This window comes from Luteibacter sp. 1214 (assembly GCF_031455395.1).
GTDB classification, from domain to species: domain Bacteria; phylum Pseudomonadota; class Gammaproteobacteria; order Xanthomonadales; family Rhodanobacteraceae; genus Luteibacter; species Luteibacter mycovicinus.
The window spans coordinates 39,666-63,141 of sequence record NZ_JAVDSQ010000010.1 but is presented as its reverse complement, the minus strand read 5'-3'; the positions used below and the strand labels follow the sequence as shown (position 1 = coordinate 63,141).

Below are 23,476 nucleotides of genomic sequence, written 5' to 3'. Positions count from 1 at the left end.
CGCTCTGATGGGAGCCAGCCGGCGCAGGCGCTACGTACCGGCGGGCAACACCCGGTCGAGATACGCCTGCAATGCCTCGGCCTGCGCGGCAGCGAAGACGCCGGCCACATAACCATCCGGCCGGATCAGCATGGCCGCACGATCCGGCACACCGTAGAAGGCGGTGAACTGACCGAGATGGTCGTCGAACTCCAGTCCCGGTCCGATCCGGTGGATGTGCATACCGGCGCGTGGAGTGAACGGCGCCGACCCGCTCACCAGCAACGTCCAGTGCGTTCCCCTGAAGAGATGAAAGAGCCGCGTGGCGCCGCCACCCGCGCCGCGCACGTTGGCGTCCGGTGCGCGACTCCCCGGTGCAAGATGACTGGCGGCGTCTGACACGAAGGACAGCGGCGATTCGGCGTAATTCAGATCCAGCTGCTGTACCTCGCGGCCCCGGCGGTTATCGCCTTTTTTGAATCCCTCGAGCAGACGCGTGGAAAGGCCCAGCATCCCGGCCGCGATCGGACGGCGTTCGGCCTCGTACGTATCGAGCAGCGACCCGGGTGCGCCGCGAAGCACGGCCGCCAGTTTCCAGCCGAGGTTGTAGGCATCCTGGAGACTGGTATTGAGGCCCTGGCCGCCGGTCGGCGGATGGATATGCGCCGCATCGCCTGCGAGAAAGACGCGGCCGTCGCGATAGCGATCCGCCAGCCGCGCGTTCATGGTGTATGCCGAGGCCCAGGACACCGAACGCAGCACGATGTCCTCACGACCCGTCGCCTCGACGACACGGCGAGTCAGCCCTTCGGCGGAAAGATCGATGTCGCCTTCGAGCGGAATGGGGCCCTGAATCTGGAACAGTTCGCTGCCCGCAAGCGGACAGATGCTGAGGTGCTTACCATCACCGCCGTCGAACCGATGCCAGACGTCGCGCGACAGACCTTCCAGAATCACGTCGGCCACGATCGCTCTCACGCCCAGTGTCTTACCGGGAAAGTCGATGCCCAACGCACCGCGGACCAAGCTTCGTCCGCCGTCGCATCCGATCAGATAGCGGGCGCGGATGACCTCGTCGCCTCGTTCGTTCCGCACGGTGGCTTCAACGCCCGTGTCAGTCGTAGCGAAGCCGGTCAGCTCCACACCGAATTCGACCACCGCCCCGAGCTCGAGAAGACGCTCGCGCATCAGCGTCTCGGTGAGGAACTGCGGAACCATCAGCGGCAGCCGGTATGGCTCCGCTGGCGTCGGGGGGTGATCGGCCCCGACCATTTCCTGGTCGACGAAGGAGCCGTCGGCGGCATATTTGCGCACGGGAGGATAGGCACCGCCCGTCGCCATGGCCCGGTCCAGAAGGCCTAAGTCTTCGAAGACCTCCAGGCTGCGCGGCTGAATACCCTTGCCACGGGAGCCCTGGAAGGGCGAGGGGAGCTTTTCGATCAGGCGAAAAGCGATGCCACGGCGGGCCAGATCGATAGCCAGGGTCAGGCCGGCCGCTCCGGCACCGCAGATCAGGACGTCAACGGAATCACGCATGGGGAACCTCCGAATCGTGTGTAATATGCACATATTGGAGGCGAGGCTAAGCGTGCACCAAAGAAAGTGCAAGATACACATATCTCGTCAGATCCAGGCGTCCGCGCGTATCTAGCGTCGGCGCCGATCGATCTCCGGGGGAATATCGGGGCTGGTAGGATTCGGAGTCCTCGAATACCGGAACACCTCATGCTGCCTACCGTCGAACAGGAAACCCGTCCATCGCCCGTCTGGTCGGTGATCTGGCTGCATGGGCTCGGCGCGGACGGCAATGACTTCGCGCCGATCGTGCCTGAGCTGGCCGATCCGTCGTGGCCGGCGATCCGCTTCGTGTTTCCGCATGCGCCGGTCAGGCCGGTGACGGTAAACAACGGCGTGCCCATGCGCGCCTGGTACGACATCAAAGGCTTGTCCATCGCGGACAAGCAGGACGCCGAAGGCATCCGCGCTTCCATCGACGAAGTCGAGGCGCTGATCGCCCGTGAGGTCGAGCGTGGCGTGCCCGCATCGCGGATCGTGCTGGCCGGCTTTTCGCAGGGCGGCGCGATGGCGTTGTCGGCAGGCCTGCGTCATCGCGAAGGTCTCGCCGGCCTGCTGATTCTTTCGGCCTACCTGCCCCTGCACGACACCATCGAAGCCGAGCGCAGCGGCGCCAACCACGCCACGCCGATCTTCTGGGGCCACGGCAGCGCCGACCCGGTCGTGCCGATGGCGCTCGGCGAGCACTCGCGGCAGGTGCTCGAGATGCTCGGCCATCGCGTGGACTGGCACAGCTATCCGATGGCTCATCAGGTGAGCCTGCCGGAGATCGTCGACATCCGCGCCTGGTTCTCCGGGCTCTTCGCGAACGCGTGATCCCGCGCGCGTCGGCGCGTGCGGGCATCCGGCATACTCGCCGCATGTCCGCCGCCCCTACCGACTCGACCCAGGGCTTGCGCCCTCCGTCGGCGCCTCTGCCCGACTTCTGCAGCCTGCCGCTGCTGTTCGCGTTGCTGGTGGTCGGCTCGCTCACGGTCACCCTCATGTGCCTGGCACCCGGCAGCCACGCCGACTGGCGCGACTACGGCACGGCGGTGCTTTTTACCAGCTGGCTGTCGGTCCTGCTGACGGTCGCGCTGTGCAAACTGCGGCCATGGATGCAGCGTCTCCCCGGCATGGCACCGTATGCCGCGGTGTGGCTCGTACTCGTCCTGCTGGTGGCGGCGAGCGCCGCTTTGCTTGGCTGGGTCGACCACAGCATCAGGACAGGCATGACGCCGGCGTCGCGCACCGGCTTCGTGCGCGACGCCAGCATCGCCACGGGGCTGCTCGGTGCCGGCTTGCTCCGCTACTTCTACGTCGTCGCACAATGGCAGGCACGGGTCGCCGCTGCCGCACAGGCACAGGTCGCCGCGCTGCAGGCACGCATCCGCCCGCATTTCCTCTTCAACAGCATGAATGCGGTGGCCGCGCTGATCCGCGTCGATCCCGACGCGGCCGAACGCACCGTCGAGAACCTGGGCGAGTTGTTCCGCGCGGCGCTGGGCAGCGATCATCATGCGGTAGGCACGCTGGGTGACGAGTGGACCCTGGTCGACCGTTATCTCGAGATCGAGTCCCTGCGCCTGGGCGACCGGCTGCGCGTCGAGCGCGACATCGACGTACCCGCCGATCTGCCGTTGCCGCACCTGCTGCTGCAGCCGCTGGTCGAGAACGCGGTTCGTCACGGCGTGCAGCCCAGCCGCACCGGTGGAAGCATTCGCCTTGCCGGACGACGTGTCCCCGGTGGCGTGGAGATCGTGATCGAGAACTCGCTCTCCGATGCTCTGCCGACGCCCGGCACCGGACATGGACTGCGCAACGTGCGCGAACGCGTCGCCTATCATTTCGGCCAGCGCGCCAGCGTGCGTGCGGAACAGCGCGAGGGCCATTTCATCGTCACCGTTTTTCTGCCGGAGTCCGCGCATGCGCGTCCTGATCGCCGATGACGAGCCGCTGGCACGGGCACGCCTGAAGGCGTTGCTGGCGCCGCGCAGCGACGTGGAAATCGTCGGCGAGGCCGCCGACGGCGATGCGGTGATCGCCGCCTGCGCGTCGTTGCGACCGGACCTCGTGCTGCTCGACGTGGAAATGCCGGGCTTGTCGGGCACCGCCGTCGCCGTGCAACTTGCCACGCTCATCGAGCGTCCGCAGGTCATCTTCTGCACGGCCTACGAGCAACACGCGCTGAGCGCTTTCGACCTCGGTGCCACCGACTACGTGCTCAAACCCATACGCGCGGAGCGTCTGGCCGAGGCGCTGGATCGTGCCGCGACGCGCACGGTACGCGCCCCTCAGCCGTCGCGTAACGCGTGGCTCCGTGCGCGCAGTGGCAACGACGAAGTTCGTGTGGCGCTCGACGACGTGCTCTATCTCCTCGCCGACGAGAAGTATGTCGCCGTGCATCATAGTGGCGGGATGTGGCTGATCGATGAGTCGCTGCGCCAGCTCGAGATCGCGCATGGCGAGCGCCTGATCCGCCTGCACCGCAACTGCCTGGTGCCGCGTACACGCCTGGTAGGTCTGAAAACGTTGACCGACGGTCGCGTGATGGCGCGCCTGGCCGGTACCGAGGTCACACCCGAAGTCAGCCGGCGCAACCTGCCCGCGGTGCGCCAGCTGCTTCGCGCGGAGGCCGGCTGAGGCCGCGTGACACGTCGCCGCGCTGCACGCCGGGTTGGATTGCGGGACAATCACGCTTTCGACCGAGCCAGCGCCAGGATCCCATGACCGCACCGCTTCGCATCGCCACGCGCAAGAGCGCGTTGGCCCTCTGGCAGGCCGAACACGTGGCCAGCCTTCTGCGCCAGGCGCATCCCGGCCTGGTGGTGGAACTGGTTCCGCTTTCCACGCGGGGTGACGAGATCCTCGACCGCTCACTGGCGACCATCGGCGGCAAGGGCCTGTTCCTCAAGGAGCTCGAAGTCGCGATGCAGGACGGTCGCGCCGACATCGCCGTGCATTCGCTGAAGGACGTGCCCGCCGAGCTCGAACCCGGCTTCGCGCTGTCGGCGATCCTGCCGCGTGCCGATGCCGCCGACGCCTTCATCAGCAATGACTACGCCACGCTGGTCGACCTGCCGAACGGCGCCCGGGTCGGTACTTCGTCATTGCGGCGTCAGGCACAGCTGCGCGCCGTCCGCGGCGACCTGCAGCTGCTGGACCTGCGCGGTAACGTGAACACCCGACTGGCCAAGCTGGACGAGGGGCATTACGACGCCATCATCCTGGCCTGCGCAGGCGTCGAGCGGCTCGGCCTCGGCCACCGCATCACGACGCGTCTGGCGAGCCCGGACTGGCTGCCGGCACCGGGACAGGGCGCCATCGCGGTCGAATCCCTCGCCAGCGACGTGCGCGTCAACGAACTGCTCGCCGCACTGACGGACGAAGAGACGCTGCTGGCCGTCAACGCGGAGCGCGCCATGAACGAGCGGCTGGGTGGCAGCTGCGCCGTGGCGATCGGCGCGTGGTGCGTGGTCGCGGAGCACGGACTCACGCTTCACGGCATGGTCGGCAATGCGCTTACTGGCGAGTTGCTGCATGCGCAGGCCGACAACGCCTCGGGCGATCCGGTGACACTGGGCCACGAAGTGGCGGCGATGCTGATCGGCCTGGGTGCCGAAGAGTTTCTGAAACCGCAGCGCTAGCTGCGGCCGACGCTGGCAACGGCTCACGCTTGCTGCCGCTGACGCTGGCCGCTGCTGTCGTAGGAGCGCGCCTTGCGCGCGAAAAGCCAACGAAGCGAATATGCGGCAAGGCTACCGCTTCACCGCTCCGTTGGCTTTTCGCGCGCAGGGCGCGCTCCTACAAACGCGCTCTTACAAAAAAGGGCGCTGCTGCAACGAGGCGCGCTTCGCTTAGAAGTTGTAAACCAGGTTAGTCGTCGTCAGCTTATCCGTGCTGACGGTACCCGGCTGCGTGTCGCTGTTGTAGCGGATCTGGTAGCCGATCTTCAGCGCCAGCTTCTTCGTCATGCTGACCGAGAGACCGATGTCGTTCTGGTAGTACTGGTTCTTCGAGCCCGCTTCCACCAGCAGCGTGTCTTCCAGTGCCGTGTTGTCGGTCAGGCGGTATTTCGCGTTGATCAGGCCACGGCCGACCACTTCGCTTTCGGCGTCGGGCTTGTATTCCTCGGTCGCCGTGGTGCCATCGGCATTCAGTACCGGTGTGCCGTCGGCGTTGACCAGGTCGCGGGTCGACTTCGCCGGCTGATAGCGCTTGAAACCGGGACCGATTTCGAAGGACAGCTCGGCTTTCTCGTTCTTCAGAGCGATATAACCGTAGCCGACCGACACGATGCCCTGCCAGAGATTGGCGCCGAAGTCGTCGTGCTCGTAACGCGCCGCCGTGACCACGTAGCTGCGCGGATCGAATTTGTAGCCCACCGACGCACCGGTGTCGTAACGGTTCGCCGTGGTGCTGAACTGACTGTTGCCGTCCCCGTCATCCACTTCGCCCTTGGAGCGCAGGCCGTTGAGGTAGAAGTTGTTCTTCCACAGCTCGTTTTCCTGATTGAATCCGATCTTGGCGTTGGCATTTTCCGAGCGGGAGTTGCCCCGCGAGGATGCGAAGCCGAATTCGCCGTTGCCGGTCCACCCGCCGTTTTTCGCGGCGTCGGCGTTCTGGTCGGGAGTGGCAGCCGGATTGGCGGTCGCGTCCTGGGCCGACGCGGTGAACGGCAGCGCGGCAAGGACGAGCGTGGCGAGAAGGAGTTTTTTCATCGTCTACCCGTAGATGGAATGGAAGGTGGCGTCAGCCGTGAACCCACTGTGCGTAAGCCCGGCCATAAAGCCGCTGCTCGAGACATTGACCGATAATGCAGCTTAACGCGGCCAGACCGGCGGCCACCGGCAGCAGCGGTCCCGCGGGGTGCGAAACCAGCAAAACGCAGGGCAAACCGACCGAGAGCACCGCGACGGTGAAGCGCCAGGCCAGCAACGAGACCGCCGTCCGCCCCGTCGTGAAGTACCCGGTGGCACCGCTCTCTTCGGCAAGCTGGCGCAAGGCACGCCAGCGCATGCCCTCGACGACGCCCAGCGCGAGCGCCACCGCGAGAAGCGCGAGTCGCCACGGATTGAGCGGATTGATCGGGACCTCGCTCTGCAGCGCGACGCAGAGCCAGAACCACAGGCCGCCGGCGAACAACGCCGATACGGTGCGGCCGAGGGGCAAGGCATTGGCGACCGACGCCACGGAGAGCGGCAGATGGCGTGAGGCACCTCGCGCCGTATAGACCAGCGTGGCGAGGCTGCAGAGCATCAGCGCGGCGCCTGCCAGCCGCGTCGCCCAAAAGTCGTTGCCACCCCGCGCCAGCCCGGCAAGCGCCAGCATCGGCAGGTAATTGGCCATGGCCACCATGCCCTCGGCCGTGGGCATCATGCGCTTGACGGGGTCCCAGCCATGCCACGCCGGCGCGAAGGGAAGGCGCAGGCACGTGGCCACGAGGCCGAGGCTTACCAGTACCAGGCCGATCGAGAGCGGGACCAGTACCTCGCCCCGGCCATCGGGATACAGGCCGAGCGCCAGGGCCGTGCCCAGCACCATCCACAGGCCATAGCCGGCCGCCATCGCGGTCTGGACGACGACACCGGGCGTCGAGAAGAGGCTCTGGACGGGCGTGACTTCGCCAGGCCGGTCCAGGGGATCCAGCGCGACGGAAGGGGCGTCGTTGGGTTCCGCCATGGTCGGGGAGGGCCTTCGGCGAATCGCAAAGCGGCATTTTTGCGCCTTATGGCGCCCGGCGCAAACGGGCATGTCGCGACGCCCGCGAGACTCCCTTGCGGACGGCTCCCGGCGACGCCATGCTTGGCCCGCGTAGATACGGGCGTCACGCCCGCGCGGACACACTTTCCGAAGCTCCATCCTGCCGGCGACACACATGGACCGCTACGAGCGCATTCTCACCCTGCACCGACTCCTGAAGTCCGCCCATTACCCGGTACCCCTGTCCCGGTTGATGGACGAGCTGGAGTGTTCACGCGCCACGCTATACCGCGATGTGGCCTTCCTGCGCGATGCGCTCGGCGCGCCCGTGCAGAGCGTCGCAGGCGAGCAGGCGTCGTTCCGCTACGAGGCGGGCGAGGGCGATTCGTTTGAATTGCCCGGCTTGTGGCTGACCAGCGACGAGCTGGCCGCCCTCATGGCGCTGAACGAACTGATCGGCCGCTCCGACCCAGGCGTGCTCGCCGGCGCCCTGGCGCCGTTCAAGGCGCGCATCGAACGTCTGCTGTCCGATCACGGCAGCGGCAAGGCGCTGCCGGTCGATCGCATCCGGGTGATTTCCTGGGGTGCGCGGAAGATGGACCAGCAGGTCTTCCGCATCGTCGCGGGCGCCACGCTGGAGCGACGTCAGGTCAGCTTCCGCTACCGCGCGCGCACCACCAATTCCGACACGAAGCGTACGGTCTCGCCGCAGCGCCTGACCCACTATCGTGACAACTGGTACCTCGATGTCTGGGACCACGACCGCGAAGCGCTGCGCAGCTTCGCCGTCGACCGCATCGCCGATCCGCAGGCGCTCGACGCGAAAGCCAGGGATGTCGAGGATGCCGAGCTCAACGATCTGCTCGCGTCCAGCTACGGCATCTTCGCCGGCAAGCCGAAGGCCTGGGCGACCATTCGCTTCTCGTCGCATGCCGCACGCTGGGTGGCCGACGAGCACTGGCACTCGCAGCAGAAGGGCGAATGGCTGGGCGACGGCCGTTACGAGCTCAAGGTGCCGTATTCCAACTCCCGCGAATTGCTGATGGACGTGCTGAAGTACGGTCCCGACGCCGAGATCGTCGCACCGCTGCCGTTACGCGAAGAAATGAAGATCCTGCTGCAACTGGCCTTGTCCGGTTACCAGAACGGTTCGAACCACTCCCACTGAGCGCCGCCGTTACATGAGTGACTTCGATATCGCCGAAACCGGCGCCCTGCCCGCTCTCAGCACCGAACCCCGTAAACCCCGCGTCGCGCTTGCCCTCGGGGCGGGTGCGGCCAAGGGTCTGGCCCACATCGGTGCCATCGAGGTCCTCGAACAGCGCGGCTTCGAGATCGTCGCCATTGCCGGCACGTCGATGGGGGCGCTGATCGGCGGCATCTACGGCATGGGCAAGCTCGACATCTATCGCGACTGGGTCTCCACGCTGGCCCGCTTCGACGTGCTGCGTCTGGTCGACTGGAGCTTCTCCGGCGGTGGCTTCATCAAGGGCGACCGGATCATGGCCGCGCTGCGCGAGCTGATCGGTGAGGTCAATATCGAGGAGTTGCCGATCGCCTATACGGCGGTGGCGACCGACATCGACCGGGAACGCGAAGTCTGGCTGACGCGCGGGCCGCTGTTCGACGCCATACGTGCATCGATCGCCATTCCGACGCTGTTCCGGCCCTATACGCATGAAGGTCGTCGTCTGGTCGACGGCGCCTTGCTCAACCCGTTGCCCGTCCTGCCGTTGATGCGCGAAGAGGCCGATTACGTGTTCGCGGTAAGCGTCGATGGCGCGGCTGAAATGCAGAAGCCGCCCGAGAAAAACGTCACCGCCGTGGCCGATCATGGCTACACGGCGAAGCTGGGGCGGCTCTTCGGACGGGTGTTACCCGCCGGCGACGGCAAGCCGAAGCTCAAGGACCCCGGCGCGTTCGACCTGATGACCCAGTCGATGGACCTGATGCAGGCCAACCTGTCGCGCCTGCGTCTGGCGGCCTATCCGCCCGACCTGCTGATCGAGATCCCGCGCAACGTGTCCACGGTGTACGAGTTTTACCGGGCGCGCGAGCTGATCGAACTGGGTCGCGTGCGTACCGAGCAGATGCTCGACAGCTGGCAGCCGCGGCATATGCAGGTTCGTTAAAGTTCTTCGGTACGCGTGACTTTGGCACGACGCATGAGCCACGCCACGCCACGCAGGTCGGCGAGGCCGACCCAAAGGCGGTCCAGCATGCCGTACTTGGAGGTGCCCGCCGTACGCGGACGATGACCGACCGGCACGCTCTGGCTGGCAAACCCCGCACGTTTCACCAGCGCCGGCAGATACCGGTGCATATGGTCGAAATAGGGCAGCCGCATGAAGGTCTCCCGCTCGAACAGCTTGAGGCCGCAGCCGGTATCCGGGGTGCTGTCCTTGAGCATGCGCGAGCGCACGGCGTTGGCGACCCTGGACGAGATCCGCTTGTTGAAGCTGTCGCGACGGGTCACGCGCCATCCGGCGAACAGCTTCAGATCCGGTGCCGCGCCCGCCCGCGCCTCGAGCAGCTTCGGAATATCGGCCGGGTCGTTCTGGCCGTCGCCGTCGAGCGTGGCGATCCACGGCGCGCGCGCGTTGCGCACACCGTTCCAGACGGCCGTGCTCTGGCCGCTTCGGGTAACGTGGCGAATGATCCGCAGTTCCGGGTACTGAGCGCGGGCGGCGGTCAGCACGGCGACGCTGTCGTCGGTGCTGTCGTCGTCGACGTAGATGATCTCGAAGTCGATCCGGCCACGCAGTGCCGACGCGATCTCGGCGAGGAGGGGCGGGATGTTGTCGCGCTCGTTGAAGACGGGCACGACCACGGCGAGGTCGGTCATCGCTTTTCCGGGGCTGGAGGATTCGGGGCGGCATTATCGCCCAAGCGGCGGCCCATGGGGCCGCGAAAGCGGCCGTTCGTTCAGATCTGGCCGACGCTGGGAGCGACCGGCCCCTCGATGGCCTCGCGCCAGCCGCGGGCCACGGCGTCCATGGTGTTGCGGCTCGCGCCTTGCGCCATCACCACCAGGGTGCCGCCGCTCAGGGCGATCTGCCGGCCATCCCAGCCGTCGCGGTGGAAGTCGCTGTCGGCATCGCTCATCTTGCCGGGCATGTAGAGGGCGACCACGGGCTCGTCGTTCATCCGCGTCACCAGATGCACCGCCGGGTACGGCCCCACGGTGCAGTCGTGCACATAGGTGACGCCAGCGGGGGCGGGCCCCTTCAGATGGGCGGAACGGCCGACAAACCCGGCTTCGACCTGGGCATCGGTCATGGGGCGAGTCATGTTCAGGGAATCCATTTCCCAGGGCATGTGCGCCACGGCGAGCGCGGGCAGTGAGGTGCCATCCATGTGACGCCACACCAGGCCGACACCGCCGAAGGCGATCAGGACGGATGCCGCCATGGCCATCCACGAGCGGCGTCGGCGCACCTGTCCGCGACGCTCGTCGGTCGCATGGGCGAGCAGAATGCGATCGGCCAGCCCGTCGGGCACGGGAATGCCCGCCAACGCCGATTCGACGTCGTCCTCAAAACGCTGTGCACGCTGCCAGAACGGGGCGCAACCTTCCTTACAGCTGTCGCGATGAGCCAACAGGTCGGCATCGCGGGAACGCGGTTCGGCGGTGATCCGGCGGCGGAAGTCGAGGCAGTTCACGTCCGTCCCCCTTCGGCCGCGGCACGTCCGCCAAGCATCGCCTTGAGGCGCTGACGGGCGCGAAACAACTGAGTCATGACCGCGCCCGGCTGTTGCTGGGTGGCTTCGGCGATTTCGTCGCAGCTCATCCCGCCCAGTACCTGCATGGCCAGCGGCTCCCGATATTTTTCAGGCAATTTCAGCATAGCGTCGCGCACCTGGGCGGCGTCGCCACTCCGTTCGGGGCTGGCAAAGGCAGCATCCTCGGGGACGCTGTCGTCCAGCTCCACCGTGTCGAAACGTTTGCGCTCGTAGAGCCGGGCATGCTCCCGGCGCAGGATGGTGATCAGCCAGGGCTTGGCCGATTCCGCGTCGCGCAGGGCATCGAGATTCTTCCACGCGCGCAGGAAGGTCTCCTGGACCAGATCCTGGGCGACGGTTTCGGAGCGCGACAGCCAGAAGGCGAACCGGTAAAGGTCGGCCGACAGGGCGCGCACCATGGCTTCGTACTGGCGCTGCTTCGGGTTCACGTCCTTATGGACCGGAGGCATACGGATTTCCTTTCAGGCCGGCCGCTCAGCGGACCTTCGTCAGGATGCCGTCCAGCTCGTCGAGGCTGTGGTAATGAATGACGAGCTTGCCCTTGCCACCACGACCGTGCGCCAGCTCGACACGGGTGGCGAAGCGCTCGGCCAGCTCGCGCTCGAGGTTGGCGATGTTCGGGTCGACCGCGTTGGTTTTGGCCTTGCCCTTCGGCGCCAGCTGGGCCTTGCGTGCCGCTTCTTCCAGTTCGCGCACGGTCCAGCCGTGGCGTGCCGCCTCGAGCGCCAGCGGCTCGGCAATGCTGGCGGGCAGGGTCAGCAGGGCGCGGGCGTGGCCCATCTCGAGCTTGCTCTGATCGAGCAGCTGCTTGATCGACTCGGGCAGGTCGATCAGGCGCAGGAGGTTGGAGACCGCCGCGCGCGACCGGCCCACGGCATCGGCCGCCTGCTGGTGGGTCAGATCGAACTCGTCGATGAGGCGCTGAAGTGCCTGGGCTTCCTCGAGCGGTGTCAGCTCCTGGCGCTGGATGTTCTCGATCAGCGCCATGGCCAGCACGGACTGCTCGGGCACGTCCTTCACGAGCGCCGGGATCTCGCTCATCGAGGCACGCTGTGCAGCGCGCCAGCGGCGCTCACCGGCGATCAGCTCGTAGCTGTTCTTGCCGATGGCGCGGACGACCACCGGCTGGATCAGGCCCTGAGCCTTGATCGAGGCGGCCAGTTCGTCGAGGGCTTCGTCGTTCCAGTGACGGCGCGGCTGGTACTTGCCCGCCTGGATCTGATGGATGGGCAGCGTACGCAGCTCGCCTTCCTGCTCGATCACCGAGGGAGGCGCCTCCGGACCGGTGCCGCCGCCAAGCAGGGCATCCAGGCCACGGCCGAGACCACGTTTCTTAGGTGCTGCCATGGGGGTTCCTCAGGAAGTCGTCGGGGCGGCGTCGGAGGCGCCGGTCGCCGCTTCATCGACAGCGGGCTCCGCGGCCACGTCGCCGCCGGCCGCCGCGTGGCGGGCGCGCTCGCGGCGGATGATCTCGCCGGCAAGACCGATGTAAGCGATGGCGCCGCGCGAACCGCGGTCGTACAGATGAATGGGCTGGCCGTGGCTGGGCGCCTCGGCAAGACGCACGTTGCGCGGGATGATCGAGCGCAGCACCTGGTCGCCGAAATGCTGGGTCAGCTGGGCCGACACCTCGTTACCGAGGTTGTTGCGCACGTCGTACATGGTGCGCAGCAGGCCTTCGACCTCGAGCTGCGGATTCAGGCGCTGGCGCACGGCCGAGATGGTGTCGAGCAGGCTCGAGAGCCCCTCGAGCGCGAAGTACTCGCACTGCACGGGAATCAGCACGCCGTCGGCGGCGGTCAGCGCGTTCAACGTCAACAGGTGCAGGGACGGCGGGCAGTCGATGATGATGGTGTCGTAGTTATCCGACACCTTGCCCAGCTGTTCTTTCAGGCGGTGCTCGCGCGCCAGACCGTCCATCAGCTTCAGCTCGGCGGCGGTGAGGTCACCGTTGCCAGGAAGGAGGTCGAAGGCGGCTTCGGTACGGACGAGAACGTCGGCGATACCGACTTCATCGAGCAGCACTTCGCAGCCATTGGGCTTGGTTTCGTACTTGTCCACACCCGAGGCCATGGTCGCGTTGCCCTGCGGATCCAGGTCGACGAGCAGCACCTTACGCTTCGCGGCGGCCAGGGCCGCGGCAAGGTTGACGGAGGTGGTGGTCTTGCCAACGCCGCCCTTCTGGTTAGCGACTGCGATGATGCGGGCCATGGGCTGTGGTTCGCTGCCGTGCGCGGAAAGGGCGTTAGCGTAGCATCGACGGGTGGTTTCGCCCTAGACAGCCTGCAGGTGGTTCAGTCCCGCCGAATCACCACGAGATGCCGCTCACCTTCCACACCCGGCACGGTCAGCGCGTGAATCGCCTCGACCTTGAACCCATCGGGCACGCCGTCCAGCTCCTCGGCGGGATGCTTGCCCTTCATCGCCAGCCACACGCCACCCGGCGCCAGCAGGTGGCCGCCCCAGCCGAGCATGTCGGCCAGGCTGGCGAAGGCACGCGCGGTGATGCACTCGAACGTGCCCTCGACCTCTTCCACGCGGCTCTGCAGCGCGCGGCCGTTGGTCAGCTTCAGCGAACGGATGGCCTCGCGCAGAAAGCGGACCTTCTTGCCGTTGGAGTCGACCATCAGCACTTCGCGCGCCGGCTCGGCGATGGCTAACGGAATACCGGGCAAGCCTGGGCCCGTGCCCAGATCGGCAAGAGTGCGGCCTTCCACGAAGGGAATGATAGCCAGCGAGTCGAGCAGGTGCCGCGTGACCATGTCATCCGCGTTGCGCACCGCCGTGAGGTTGTACGCCGAGTTCCAGCGCTCCAGCAGCTCGCGGTAGTCGAGCAGACGGGAGACCGCATCCTCCGGGAGGGTGACACGGAGGGCGGCGATGCCGCGTTTGAGCTGGGTTTGCAGGGCTTCGCGGGTGGTCATGTAGGAATGTATCGATCGTCGAGGACGTCATTATGCGTCAGGAGCGGAACAGATCTCTCAACGGGTTGCCAAGCTCTCGTTCCGATCGGAACATGTTCGGTATTACGTCCAGGACCGACGTTGAAACTCCTATGACCCATACGATCCCACCCGCCGAGTCATTGATCGTCGAATTCAAGAGCGACCGATCGCGCCTGGGTGATGACCAGCTAATCGATGCGATCGTAGGATTTGCGAACGCGCAAGGCGGCGAACTGTGGCTTGGTGTGGAGGACGACGGCACGCCAACTGGGCTGCACGCCGATCACATGAGGCTCGATGGCATGGCGGGGCTCGTGGCGTCACGGACGTCGCCTTCCGTGACGGTATCGGTCAGCGCCATCGAAGTATCAGGCACCACCGTTGCCCGCATCTTCGTGAGACCGTCTGTGGGAGAGGTGTGTACTAAGAGCGGAAAATACTTGCAAAGGCGGCTTAAGTCGGACGGAACGCCTGAGAACGCGCCCATGCTTCCCCACGAACGATCAAGCAGGGCAGCCTCGTTTGGCGAAATGGATGTCTCCGCGCACCCGGTAGCCAACAGCACGTTGGACGATTTCGATCCACTTGAAATAGAGCGACTTCGACAAAGCATCCGGCGGTACGGTGGCGACGAGAAGCTCTTGGAGCTCGATGACGAGGCCCTGGAAGGAGCGCTGGGGTTCTTTCGGGTACATGAGGGGACCCGCACGCCGACGCTAACCGGCATTCTCCTGGTCGGCCGAGAAGAGTCGCTGCGCCGCCTGGTGCCGACGCACGAGCTTGCATTTCAGGTGCTTGATCGGGAGGCCGTTGAGTTCAACGAATTTCAACGCTTTCCATTGCTCAAAGCACTGAACTGGCTTGAGACCAATTTCCGGCCGTACAACCGGGAAAGGGAAGTACAGGTTGATCTCTTCCGCGTGCCGGTCCCGCTAGTCGACATGAATGCATTTCGCGAAGCCGTAGCGAACGCTTTGGTCCACCGTGATTACCATCGACGTGGCGCGGTGCACGTTCGCCTTGAAGACGATGCGCTGGCCGTCAGTAATCCCGGCGGCCTCGTAGATGGTGTGACGCTGGCTAATCTGCTCACAACCGAGCCCCGTCCACGAAACCCATGTCTTGCCGATGCCATGAAAAGAATCGGGCTGGTAGAGCGATCGGGGCGAGGTGTCGATACGATTTACAGGGGCATGCTTCGTTTTGGCAGACCCGAACCTGCCTACGAGGTGACCGACAGCAGTGTGGCCTTGCGCATGTCAACGGTCGATCCCGACATGGCGTTCCTCAAGTTGATTATCGACGAAGAGGCGCGAACTAACCGCACGCTTCCCATCGATAGTCTGATTACGCTTGCTTCTCTCAAAGATGCAAAGCGGCTTTCCGTAGAGGACATCGCGAAACGGATTCATCGAGATCCGGCTCGTGCTAAACGCACCCTTGAAGCCCTGGTTGAGGCGGGTCTTGTCGAGGCTCACGGGGGAACCCCGAGGACTCGTAGTTACATGCTCGCAGCTCGCCTGTACCACGTTACCGGCAAGCGCGCGGAGTTCACGCGGCAAGTCGGTTTTTCTTCGATCCAGCACGAACAGATGGCGCTCAACTTCGTGAAGCAGCACGGCCGAATCAGGCGATCGGACGTAATCGAGCTCTGCCGGATCACGCCTGAACAGGCTCGCCTGCTGCTGAAGAAGTTAAGAGACGAAGACGCACTTATTCAGCACGGAGTGAGACGTGGGGCGTTTTATACGCTGGGGGAGGCGGGCTAGTCTCACCAGTTTCGAGATTTGAATTTGTCGTTTGAAGTTGGCACACACGCCCCTGGCCAGTTGCGTCGCTGCATATGTGCCGCACTTTCAGCGAGTTGCGAATTGCTGAAGCTTCCTACGCGGAACATTCCCAAGGAGTTTGAGGTTACGTTTGCGGTACCTAAAACAGTAAAGGCGGCCGTTGGCCGCCTCTGGATATCGTGCTTCGAAACTATCAGGCCGCGTCGAGCTCGACGCGGGTCACCAGCATGCCGCGGGCACGCAGCGAACCGTTGACGGCGTGCTTGAGCTGGGTGCCGAAGGCGCGGCGATCGGTATGGTGAGCCGTGGCGGAGTCGCGCAGTGCGGCGACGACGTTGCTGCGGATCATTTCCGGCGCGTCGTCGATCACTTCATCGGCCGCTTCTGGCTCGAGGACCTGCCAGTAGACCGTGCCGCCGTCGAAACGCAGCACCTGGCCACCGAGGTCGATCTTATGGGCAACGCGATCGATCACCGGGAGCACGACGTGCGTACCGGCGGTGAGCAGCGACGTGGCGCCGCCGAGACGGCGAACGCTGTAGACCTGACCCTCGGGAATGCGACGAACCGACGCCGCTGCAAGAGCGAAGGCGATGACGGTGGTGGCGATGAGGGCGGTGGTCAACATGACTGCTACATCAATCGGTTATCGGCGATTCCTGTCGCATCGCATAGCGAGACACGCCATGACGATGATCGGTGAGGTGTTAATTCTAATTTAACGAGAGGGGTTAACGCTAGTTTTACGAACCCCCCGTATTCAGTTAGCGGACGGTTTGGTTAAAACTTGAGCAGTGGTCACCGTTTGACCACAGATCCCGGCGACTCGGCCCATGCATTGAGTAATTTCCTAGAGCTTCTGGCCGTCGCGACCGGGCCTTTCGCCATACGCAGTGCGTAACGGCCCGACGCGTTGCTCTCCCGCCAGCAAATGATAATAATTATCAATCAGTCACTTGTCCGGCGTGTCCCATGAATGTCCTCGGTTGCCTGGCGGCGCTCATCGCCATGGCGCTCGCTTATCTCTGCTCGCGCAATCAGCGGCTGCTGGCTCGTCCGATCGGTCGAGCTGGCCGCATCGGAGCGTGGGTGTTCGCCGTGATGGCGTTGCTGGCATGGATCGCCGCCGAGACGTCGCTGCCGGGCGTCTTCGCCGCCCTGACGGCCCTGATGTTCGGCGCCGTGGCATGGCCCTACGTCACCTGGTTGTTCCGGCCCGCCACCGAACGGAAGCCTCGCTGATGCTCGCCAAGACCTTCGCCGGCATCCTGCTCGGCCTGCCCCTCACGCTGGCTCTCATTTCCATCGTGATCTGGATCTGGCCGGGCTCCAGCGAGGCGGTGACCCTGCCGGTGATGATGGCTTTCTTTCCGCTCTGGGTCGGGATCATGGGTGCGACCTATATGTTCCGCAGCGGTCCCCGTGCCTGGGCCTGGCTGGCGGTCGCCAACCTGAGTGCCTTCGCGGCGCTGTGGGTGGCCAAACACACGCTGCCGGGGCTATGAGCCGATGAAAGCCTCCACGATCCGCACCTTCACCACCGTGCATACCTGGACCGGGCTGCTGGCCGGCTTCGCGCTGTTCATCGCGTTCTACGCGGGCGCGCTGACCATGTTCCACGACGAGATCGACACCTGGGCCGTGCCGCGTGCCGAGATGGCCCGGGCCGACGCTCTGGACCGCGCACACGTGATGCTCGCCGACATCGTCGCCAGACATCCCGCGGCAGGCGAAAGCATCGGCGTCACGTACCCGGCCGAACATCCGTCGCACGAAGTGGCGGCGTACTGGATGGAAAAGGACGGCAGCTGGCGCACCCAGTCGCTGGACGACACCGCGGCCCGCGATGCGGAAGACCACGAGCACGGTCTGGCCGACTTCATCTACGAGCTGCATTACGACCTCGGCATCCCCGCGATCGGTATCTACCTGATGGGCGTGGTCAGCATCATTTACGGGCTGGCCCTGCTGACCGGCGTGCTGATTCACCTGCCCAATCTCGTCCGCGAGATGTTCGCGCTGCGCCCGGGCCACAACCTAAAGCGGCTGTGGCAGGACGCGCACAACGTTATCGGTATTCTCAGTCTGCCTTTCCACATCATTTTCGCCGTCACCGGCGCATTGCTCTGCCTGACACTGGTGATGCTGGTCGCCTTCAACACGGTGGCTTTCGACGGCAAGCTCATGGGCGCGTTCGAGCGGATGACCAGCGCGTTGCCGGAGACGAAGGACAAGGGCGGCAGTGCCGTCATGCTCACCCCGGCCGAGCTGGGCGCGCGGGGCCGGCAGGCCGCGATCGCCGCGGGCGCGGCGGATTTCGAGCCCGACTACATGCGCTACGTGCATTACGGTCATCAGGGAGCGGCGGCGGAAGTGCGCGGCACGTCGACAAAGACCCTGGGCGAGTACGGCATGGTCGCGCTCGATGCGGTGGACGGACACGTGATGAAGGTACAGGTGACCGGCGCCCGGGACGCGAACCACGCCACTTACTCGGCGATCTTCGGCCTGCACTTCGGTACCTTCGGTTCCCTGTCGCTGCGCTGGCTGTACTTCCTGCTGGGCCTCGCCGGCGCCTTCCTTTTCTATTCTGGCAACCTTCTCTACATAGAGACGCGCCGCAAACGCCGCCAGGCGGACCAGCCGATGAAGGTGCGTGCGATGGCCACCGCGACCGTCGGCGTGTGCATCGGCTCGTGCTTCGCCATCTCGTGCACCTTCCTGGGCAACCTGCTCGGAGGGCTCTCCGGCATCGAGGCCACGTCGCTGGTTCAGCCCGTGTGCTTCGCGACGTTTGCGCTCGCCATCCTGTGGACGTTCTGGCGCAAGCCGGCCAAAGCGGCCGTCGACCTGCTGTTCGCAACGGCGGCGGTCAGCGTGGCGGTGGGCGTTCTCGATATCGCGGTCCATCACGACCGCCTGGTGCGCATGCTGGGGGAAGGTCGCTATGAGGTCCTCGGCCTCGATCTGGTGGCCATCGCCATGGGCGCCGGATTCGCCTGGCTTGGCGTCGCCACGCGTCGCCGCGCGGTCGAAGGCGATCCCTGCAGCGTGTGGTCGTCGCGCCGCCGGGATCCCCAGCACGTGGCGACAAAGGCGCGGGAAGCCTGAGCGTCGCCCTGCGGCCGCGAGAGTCGCAGGGACTTTCGAAACGTCGGCATTTCCACGTAACGCGCGTTACTGAGCACGACAGTTATTAACGTTCGTGATGCAAAGCTCGCACACCGCTGCTGCACCGCCGCAAACGTTTACATACCACTCAAGGCACTGACCGTATGCGCTTTTTTGGTGGTCTGCTCCAAGTGGTATCGCACTTCACATCATTTCGTACCGCAGTGCAGCAAGCGGTTGATTTCGCACGCTTTACAAGCTCCTATGAAAACGTTTACGTTCCGCGCCGTCAGCCCCGGGAGGGGCAGGGGTAAAGGGCGATAACCACGTGAGTGTGACGATCAAAGACGTCGCGAGAATGGCCAACGTATCGGTGGCCTCGGTATCTCGCGCCCTCAACGGACACGGCGGCGTCACGGCGGAAACGCAGAAGCGGATCCGCGATGTGGCCGCACGCCTGCGTTACGTGCCGCACAGCGGCGCCCGCAGCCTGATCACCCGTCGCACCCAGACCATCGGTGCGCTGCTTCCCGATCTGCACGGTGCGTTCTGGTCCGAACTGATCCGCGGCATCGATCTCGCCGCACGCGCCCGTGGCCTTTATCTGCTGGTCTCCAGTTCCCACGGCGACTCCACCGAAGCCGCCATCGCCCTGCGTTCCATGCAGGGCCGGGTCGACGGCCTGCTGGTGATGTCCCCGCACGCCGATGAAGCCTTCCTCGACGAAAACCTTCCGGTGATCGTGCCGACGGTGCTGATCAACAGCCACGTCCGCTCGGAGCGCCAGGCGTCCCTCGACGTAGACGATTTCGGTGGTGCCCGCGCCATGGTCGAGCACCTGCTCGGGCTGGGTCGCAAGCGCATCGTGTTCATCGCGGGACCCGAGGTGAACCACGACGTGCAGGAACGCTGCCGTGGTTATCGCACCGCGCTCGAAGCCGCCGGCCTCGGCGATCGTGCGTCGATCCTGCCCGGCGACTTCACTGAGGAATCCGGCTATCGCGCCGGTAAGCAGGCGCTTGCGATGGTGCCGCGCCCCGACGCGATCTTCGCCGCCAACGACATGATGGCGATCGGCTGCCTGTCCGCCCTGGCCGAAGCCAGGGTACGCACGCCCGAAGACATCGCGGTGGCCGGCTTCGACGATATCCCGATGGCGCGTTATGTCTCGCCGCCGCTGACCACCGTGCGCATCCGGATCGCCGAACTCGGCGAAGCCGCGCTCGGCCGTCTTGCCGGAATGATCGAATCACCCGATGACGCCACGCCTGAGCCGAGCGTCGTCGGCACCGAACTTGTCGTGCGCGCCTCGTGTGGCGGCAACGACACGGTAAGACGACGGGCCTGACCGGCCCTGACGCAACACGGCTTGCCGGGCCGTGGCTGGTTTACCAGGACGGCGACACACAGGACTTGCGCACATCCACCGGTCCGCCATGCGGAACGGGCGCCCACACGGGGGCAGAACGCTCTCAACGAAGAAAAGTGGCACGACCACCGCGTCACGACATCAACGTCGACCCCGTGAAAAGCGCCCTGCCGGGCCGGAACAACACACACAAAACGTTTGGGAGAGGGGAAACATGAAGGCCTCGATGCATTTGAAGAAGAAGTTGCTGGTCAGCGTCATCGCCGCCGCCGTCGCCACGGCCATCGCGCCGACCATGGTCATGGCGCAGAGCGCCAACGCGACCCTGCGCGGCAAGGCCACGCCGGGTGCGAACGTCACCGTATTCAACCCGCAGACGGGCCTGACCCGTCACGCGACGGCCGGCGCCGATGGTTCGTACACCATCAACGGCCTGCCACCGGCCACCTATCAGCTGGACGCCGGCCCGGGCACCGAGCAGAACATCACGCTCACCGTGGCTTCCACCGCAACGGTCAACATCGTCGCGCCGACCGCCGCTGCCGGCGCGCCTGCCGATGCAGCCAACGCCAAGCAGATGGAAGGCGTCTCGGTCGCCGCGACCACCATCCAGGAAGTGAAGACCCCGGAAGTCGGCCAGACGATCTCGCTGCACCAGATCGCGACCATCCCGCAGGCCTCGCGTAACTTCCTCGAGTTCGCCGACACCGTGCCGGGCATGGTATTCAGCGTCGACGCGAAGGGCCGCACCTCGCTGCGAGGCGGTGCGCAGAACGACAGCGCCGGCAACGTGTACATCGACGGCGTCAGCCAGAAGAGCTACGTGAAAGCGGGCGGCGTGTCCGGCCAGAGCGATAGCCAGGGCAACCCGTTCCCGCAGCTGGCCATCGGCGAATACAAGGTCATCACCTCCAACTACAAGGCGGAGTACGACCAGGTTTCGTCCGCGGCAATCACCGCCGAGACCAAGTCGGGCACGAACGAATTCCACGGCGAGGTGTTCGGCACGTACACCAACGATGCCTTCCGTAACCGCACCCCGATCGAGAAGGACACCGACAACAAGGTGCCTTCCGAATCGAAGGAATACGGCTTCGCACTCGGCGGTCCGATCATCAAGGACCAGATGCACTTCTTCATCGCCTATGAGCAGAAGAAGTTCGATACGCCGATCTCGGTGGTACCGAACAGCATCAACTATGCCGGTGCCGTGGCTCCCCTGCTGCCCGCCAGCGTGCAGTCCGAACTCGGTTCGTCCAATCTGCCGTTCGACGAAAAGCTGTACTTCGGCAAGATCGACTGGGAACTCACCGACCGCGACCGCATCGAGGTGAGCACTCAGGTCCGTCGCGAGACGCAGACCTCGAGCATCGGCTCGGGCGTGACGGCATCGGCCGGTGTCGCTGTCGAGAACCACGATACGCGCGGCACCTTCAAGTGGGCCCACAGCGGTGACAGCTGGTACAACGAATTGATCTTCTCGTATGAGAATTCGTTCATCAACCAGGTCCCGTTGGTGGCGGGGAACGGCTACACCTATAGCTGGCAGCCGGATCCGAACAACCCCACGATCATCACCACCGGCTCCGCCGATCCTCGCGCGACGCAGACCAAGAGCCAGGAAGGTCCGAGCATCGCCGACAACTTCACCTTCAACGACCTGGAATGGCACGGCGACCACGTGGTCAAGCTGGGCTACAAGTTCAAGTCGATCGAACTGAAGGCCGCCGATGCGTCCGCGCAGAGCCCGCAGTTCTTCTACGACGTCAATCCGACGGGCACCTCGGCGGAACCCTGGCAGGTGTTCTATGCGTCGACGCTTCCGGGCCAGGACGGCGTGGCCAAGACGAACGCACGTCAGTACGGTGTGTTCGCACAGGACGACTGGACCGTCAACGATCACCTGACGCTGAACCTCGGTGTCCGCTGGGACTACGAAGTCAATCCGTCGTACAACAATTTCGTGACGTCGCAGCGTGTGCTCGATGCCATCAACTCGCCCAATCCGTACGCTGGCGCCACGCCCGGCGAAACGTACGGCGACGCGCTGGCCGCTGGCGGTGTGAATCTCAACAATTACGTGAGCAACGGCCATAACCGCAGCTCGTTCCGCGGCGCCTGGCAGCCCCGCCTGGGCTTCTCCTACGACCTGTTCGGCGACGAGGAACACGTCATTCACGGCGGTGCGGGCCGTGCGTACGACCGCAACCTGTATGACTACCTCCAGACGGAGGTGACCAAGCAGTCGCTGCCGCAGACCACGCTTCGCTTCAACATCCCGACGCATCCCTGCGATGTCACGTCGTCCACGTGCGTGCCGTGGAACCCCGAGTTCCTCAACGGCCAGAATGTCCTGCAGAACTACCTCGTCGGCGGCAATGCCGGTCAGGAAGTCGACATGCTGAACAACAAGCTCAAGGCGCCGCATACCGACCAGTACAGCCTCGGCATGTCGAACACGATCGGTGACTGGCTCACCGATGCCACCGTGTCGCGCATTCTCAGCAAGGACGGCTTCGCGTTCACGCTGGGCAATCGTTACCCGAACGGCGACTTCTTCCAGAACGGGACCCAGCCGTGGGATTACCCGATCCCGAACGTGGGCGGCCTGATCCTCGGCGACAACGGCATCGAAACGCGGACCACGCAGGTACTCCTTTCCGCCCAGAAGCCGTACACGAAGGAGTCGGGCTGGAGCACGAGCTTCTCCTACACGTTCTCGCACGCAAAGCAGAATCGCGACATCAACGAGCACTACTCGTTCGACGAAGCGACCATCGGCGACTACCCTTACATCACCTCCAACGCGGTGGCGAAACATCGCTTCGTCGGTACGGGCGCGATCGATCTTCCGTGGGGAATCAGCGGCTCGATCAAGCTGACCCTGGCCACGCCGCTGCCGAAGAACGCTGGCGCGTGCTACGGCCAGATCGAAGCCAACGGTGCGAGCTGCGTCCCGATGGCCGCCACGCCCACCGGTGCCAAGTTCCTGGTTGGCGGCGATATCTGGGGTTACCGCGACATCGACCTGCAGCTGACCAAGGACTTCGTCATCAACAAGGACACGAAGATCTATGCGCGCTTCGACGTGCTGAACGTCTTCAACTGGGCCAACTACGCCGATAGCGACTACCTCACCAACTGGGGCTCGAACGGTGAGCTCAACAGCCGTCCGGTGGCCGTCAACAAGAAGGGCAACATCACTTACCTTCCGCGTACCGCCCGCTTCACCGTCGGCCTGAAGTTCTGATCCACCTGGCGCATCCGGACCTCCGGATGCG

22 protein-coding genes are annotated in these 23,476 nt (G+C 65.0%); 12 read left to right on the top strand and 10 right to left on the bottom strand.

Going from position 1 to position 23,476, the window contains the following annotated elements:
• Window positions 1-30: 30 nt before the first annotated feature.
• The gene (locus J2X57_RS18110) at window positions 31-1,515 is read right to left on the bottom strand and encodes an FAD-dependent oxidoreductase (protein WP_309869177.1); all 1,485 of its coding nucleotides are present in this window, start codon (window positions 1,513-1,515) and stop codon (window positions 31-33) included.
• Between the two features lie 189 nt (window positions 1,516-1,704).
• Here J2X57_RS18110 and J2X57_RS18105 point away from each other — a divergent pair, with 189 nt between their 5' ends.
• From J2X57_RS18105 to hemC, 4 genes are all read left to right on the top strand, one after another.
• Window positions 1,705-2,370 (top strand): dienelactone hydrolase family protein, encoded by a 666-nt coding sequence (locus J2X57_RS18105; protein ID WP_309869176.1) that lies wholly within the window; start codon window positions 1,705-1,707, stop codon window positions 2,368-2,370.
• A 44-nt stretch (window positions 2,371-2,414) separates the two neighbouring features.
• Complete coding sequence (locus J2X57_RS18100) at window positions 2,415-3,482, top strand: histidine kinase (protein ID WP_036108885.1); 1,068 nt, start codon at window positions 2,415-2,417, stop codon at window positions 3,480-3,482.
• Window positions 3,460-4,176: a LytTR family DNA-binding domain-containing protein gene (locus J2X57_RS18095; protein WP_309869174.1), complete on the top strand. Its 717-nt coding sequence runs from the start codon at window positions 3,460-3,462 to the stop codon at window positions 4,174-4,176. Before J2X57_RS18100 ends, J2X57_RS18095 begins: the two co-directional genes overlap by 23 nt.
• Window positions 4,177-4,259: 83 nt before the next feature.
• Window positions 4,260-5,180, top strand: a complete 921-nt coding sequence (gene hemC, locus J2X57_RS18090; RefSeq protein ID WP_036108887.1) for a hydroxymethylbilane synthase — start codon at window positions 4,260-4,262, stop codon at window positions 5,178-5,180.
• Window positions 5,181-5,390: 210 nt separating this feature from the next.
• Here hemC and J2X57_RS18085 read toward each other — a convergent pair whose 3' ends face one another.
• The gene (locus tag J2X57_RS18085) at window positions 5,391-6,254 is read right to left on the bottom strand and encodes a DUF481 domain-containing protein (RefSeq protein ID WP_036108890.1); all 864 of its coding nucleotides are present in this window, start codon (window positions 6,252-6,254) and stop codon (window positions 5,391-5,393) included.
• Window positions 6,255-6,285: 31 nt separating this feature from the next.
• Window positions 6,286-7,215, bottom strand: coding sequence for a hypothetical protein (locus tag J2X57_RS18080; protein ID WP_051943109.1), 930 nt, complete (start codon window positions 7,213-7,215; stop codon window positions 6,286-6,288).
• Window positions 7,216-7,411: 196 nt separating this feature from the next.
• On the opposite strand from J2X57_RS18080, the gene J2X57_RS18075 reads away from it, so the two are divergent.
• Together J2X57_RS18075 and J2X57_RS18070 are read left to right on the top strand one after the other, a co-directional pair.
• A complete protein-coding gene (locus J2X57_RS18075; protein ID WP_036108893.1) occupies window positions 7,412-8,404 on the top strand; it encodes a YafY family protein in 993 nt (330 codons plus the stop codon).
• A gap of 13 nt (window positions 8,405-8,417) precedes the next feature.
• The gene (locus J2X57_RS18070) at window positions 8,418-9,368 is read left to right on the top strand and encodes a patatin-like phospholipase family protein (RefSeq protein ID WP_051943111.1); all 951 of its coding nucleotides are present in this window, start codon (window positions 8,418-8,420) and stop codon (window positions 9,366-9,368) included.
• Here the strand turns inward: J2X57_RS18070 and J2X57_RS18065 are convergent.
• The 6 genes from J2X57_RS18065 to rsmG all read right to left on the bottom strand — a co-directional run bounded on the left by J2X57_RS18065 (window position 9,365) and on the right by rsmG (window position 13,904).
• The gene (locus J2X57_RS18065; protein ID WP_036108895.1) at window positions 9,365-10,081 is read right to left on the bottom strand and encodes a glycosyltransferase; all 717 of its coding nucleotides are present in this window, start codon (window positions 10,079-10,081) and stop codon (window positions 9,365-9,367) included. The genes J2X57_RS18070 and J2X57_RS18065 overlap by 4 nt on opposite strands.
• Window positions 10,082-10,161: 80 nt before the next feature.
• Window positions 10,162-10,899: a DUF3379 family protein gene (locus tag J2X57_RS18060; protein ID WP_043696925.1), complete on the bottom strand. Its 738-nt coding sequence runs from the start codon at window positions 10,897-10,899 to the stop codon at window positions 10,162-10,164.
• Window positions 10,896-11,429, bottom strand: coding sequence for a sigma-70 family RNA polymerase sigma factor (locus tag J2X57_RS18055; RefSeq protein WP_051943113.1), 534 nt, complete (start codon window positions 11,427-11,429; stop codon window positions 10,896-10,898). Before J2X57_RS18055 ends, J2X57_RS18060 begins: the two co-directional genes overlap by 4 nt.
• A gap of 25 nt (window positions 11,430-11,454) precedes the next feature.
• Window positions 11,455-12,327, bottom strand: a complete 873-nt coding sequence (locus tag J2X57_RS18050; protein WP_036108901.1) for a ParB/RepB/Spo0J family partition protein — start codon at window positions 12,325-12,327, stop codon at window positions 11,455-11,457.
• Window positions 12,328-12,336: 9 nt separating this feature from the next.
• Window positions 12,337-13,191 (bottom strand): ParA family protein, encoded by an 855-nt coding sequence (locus tag J2X57_RS18045; RefSeq protein WP_043696923.1) that lies wholly within the window; start codon window positions 13,189-13,191, stop codon window positions 12,337-12,339.
• Window positions 13,192-13,274: 83 nt separating this feature from the next.
• The gene (rsmG, locus tag J2X57_RS18040; protein WP_308845963.1) at window positions 13,275-13,904 is read right to left on the bottom strand and encodes a 16S rRNA (guanine(527)-N(7))-methyltransferase RsmG; all 630 of its coding nucleotides are present in this window, start codon (window positions 13,902-13,904) and stop codon (window positions 13,275-13,277) included.
• Window positions 13,905-14,035: 131 nt separating this feature from the next.
• Here rsmG and J2X57_RS18035 point away from each other — a divergent pair, with 131 nt between their 5' ends.
• Complete coding sequence (locus J2X57_RS18035; protein WP_308845964.1) at window positions 14,036-15,694, top strand: ATP-binding protein; 1,659 nt, start codon at window positions 14,036-14,038, stop codon at window positions 15,692-15,694.
• A 214-nt stretch (window positions 15,695-15,908) separates the two neighbouring features.
• Here the strand turns inward: J2X57_RS18035 and J2X57_RS18030 are convergent, their stop codons facing one another.
• Window positions 15,909-16,343, bottom strand: coding sequence for a hypothetical protein (locus tag J2X57_RS18030; RefSeq protein ID WP_051943115.1), 435 nt, complete (start codon window positions 16,341-16,343; stop codon window positions 15,909-15,911).
• A gap of 344 nt (window positions 16,344-16,687) precedes the next feature.
• On the opposite strand from J2X57_RS18030, the gene J2X57_RS18025 reads away from it, so the two are divergent.
• From J2X57_RS18025 to J2X57_RS18005, 5 genes are all read left to right on the top strand, one after another.
• A complete protein-coding gene (locus J2X57_RS18025) occupies window positions 16,688-16,957 on the top strand; it encodes a hypothetical protein (protein WP_043696919.1) in 270 nt (89 codons plus the stop codon).
• Entirely contained in the window at window positions 16,957-17,220 is a 264-nt protein-coding gene (locus J2X57_RS18020; RefSeq protein WP_309869165.1) for a hypothetical protein, read from the top strand. Before J2X57_RS18025 ends, J2X57_RS18020 begins: the two co-directional genes overlap by 1 nt.
• 4 nt (window positions 17,221-17,224) lie before the next feature.
• Entirely contained in the window at window positions 17,225-18,826 is a 1,602-nt protein-coding gene (locus tag J2X57_RS18015; RefSeq protein WP_309869163.1) for a PepSY-associated TM helix domain-containing protein, read from the top strand.
• Between the two features lie 328 nt (window positions 18,827-19,154).
• Window positions 19,155-20,174, top strand: coding sequence for a LacI family DNA-binding transcriptional regulator (locus tag J2X57_RS18010; protein ID WP_036108917.1), 1,020 nt, complete (start codon window positions 19,155-19,157; stop codon window positions 20,172-20,174).
• A 235-nt stretch (window positions 20,175-20,409) separates the two neighbouring features.
• Window positions 20,410-23,445, top strand: a complete 3,036-nt coding sequence (locus J2X57_RS18005) for a TonB-dependent receptor (protein ID WP_308845968.1) — start codon at window positions 20,410-20,412, stop codon at window positions 23,443-23,445.
• The last annotated feature ends 31 nt before the right edge of the window (window positions 23,446-23,476 follow it).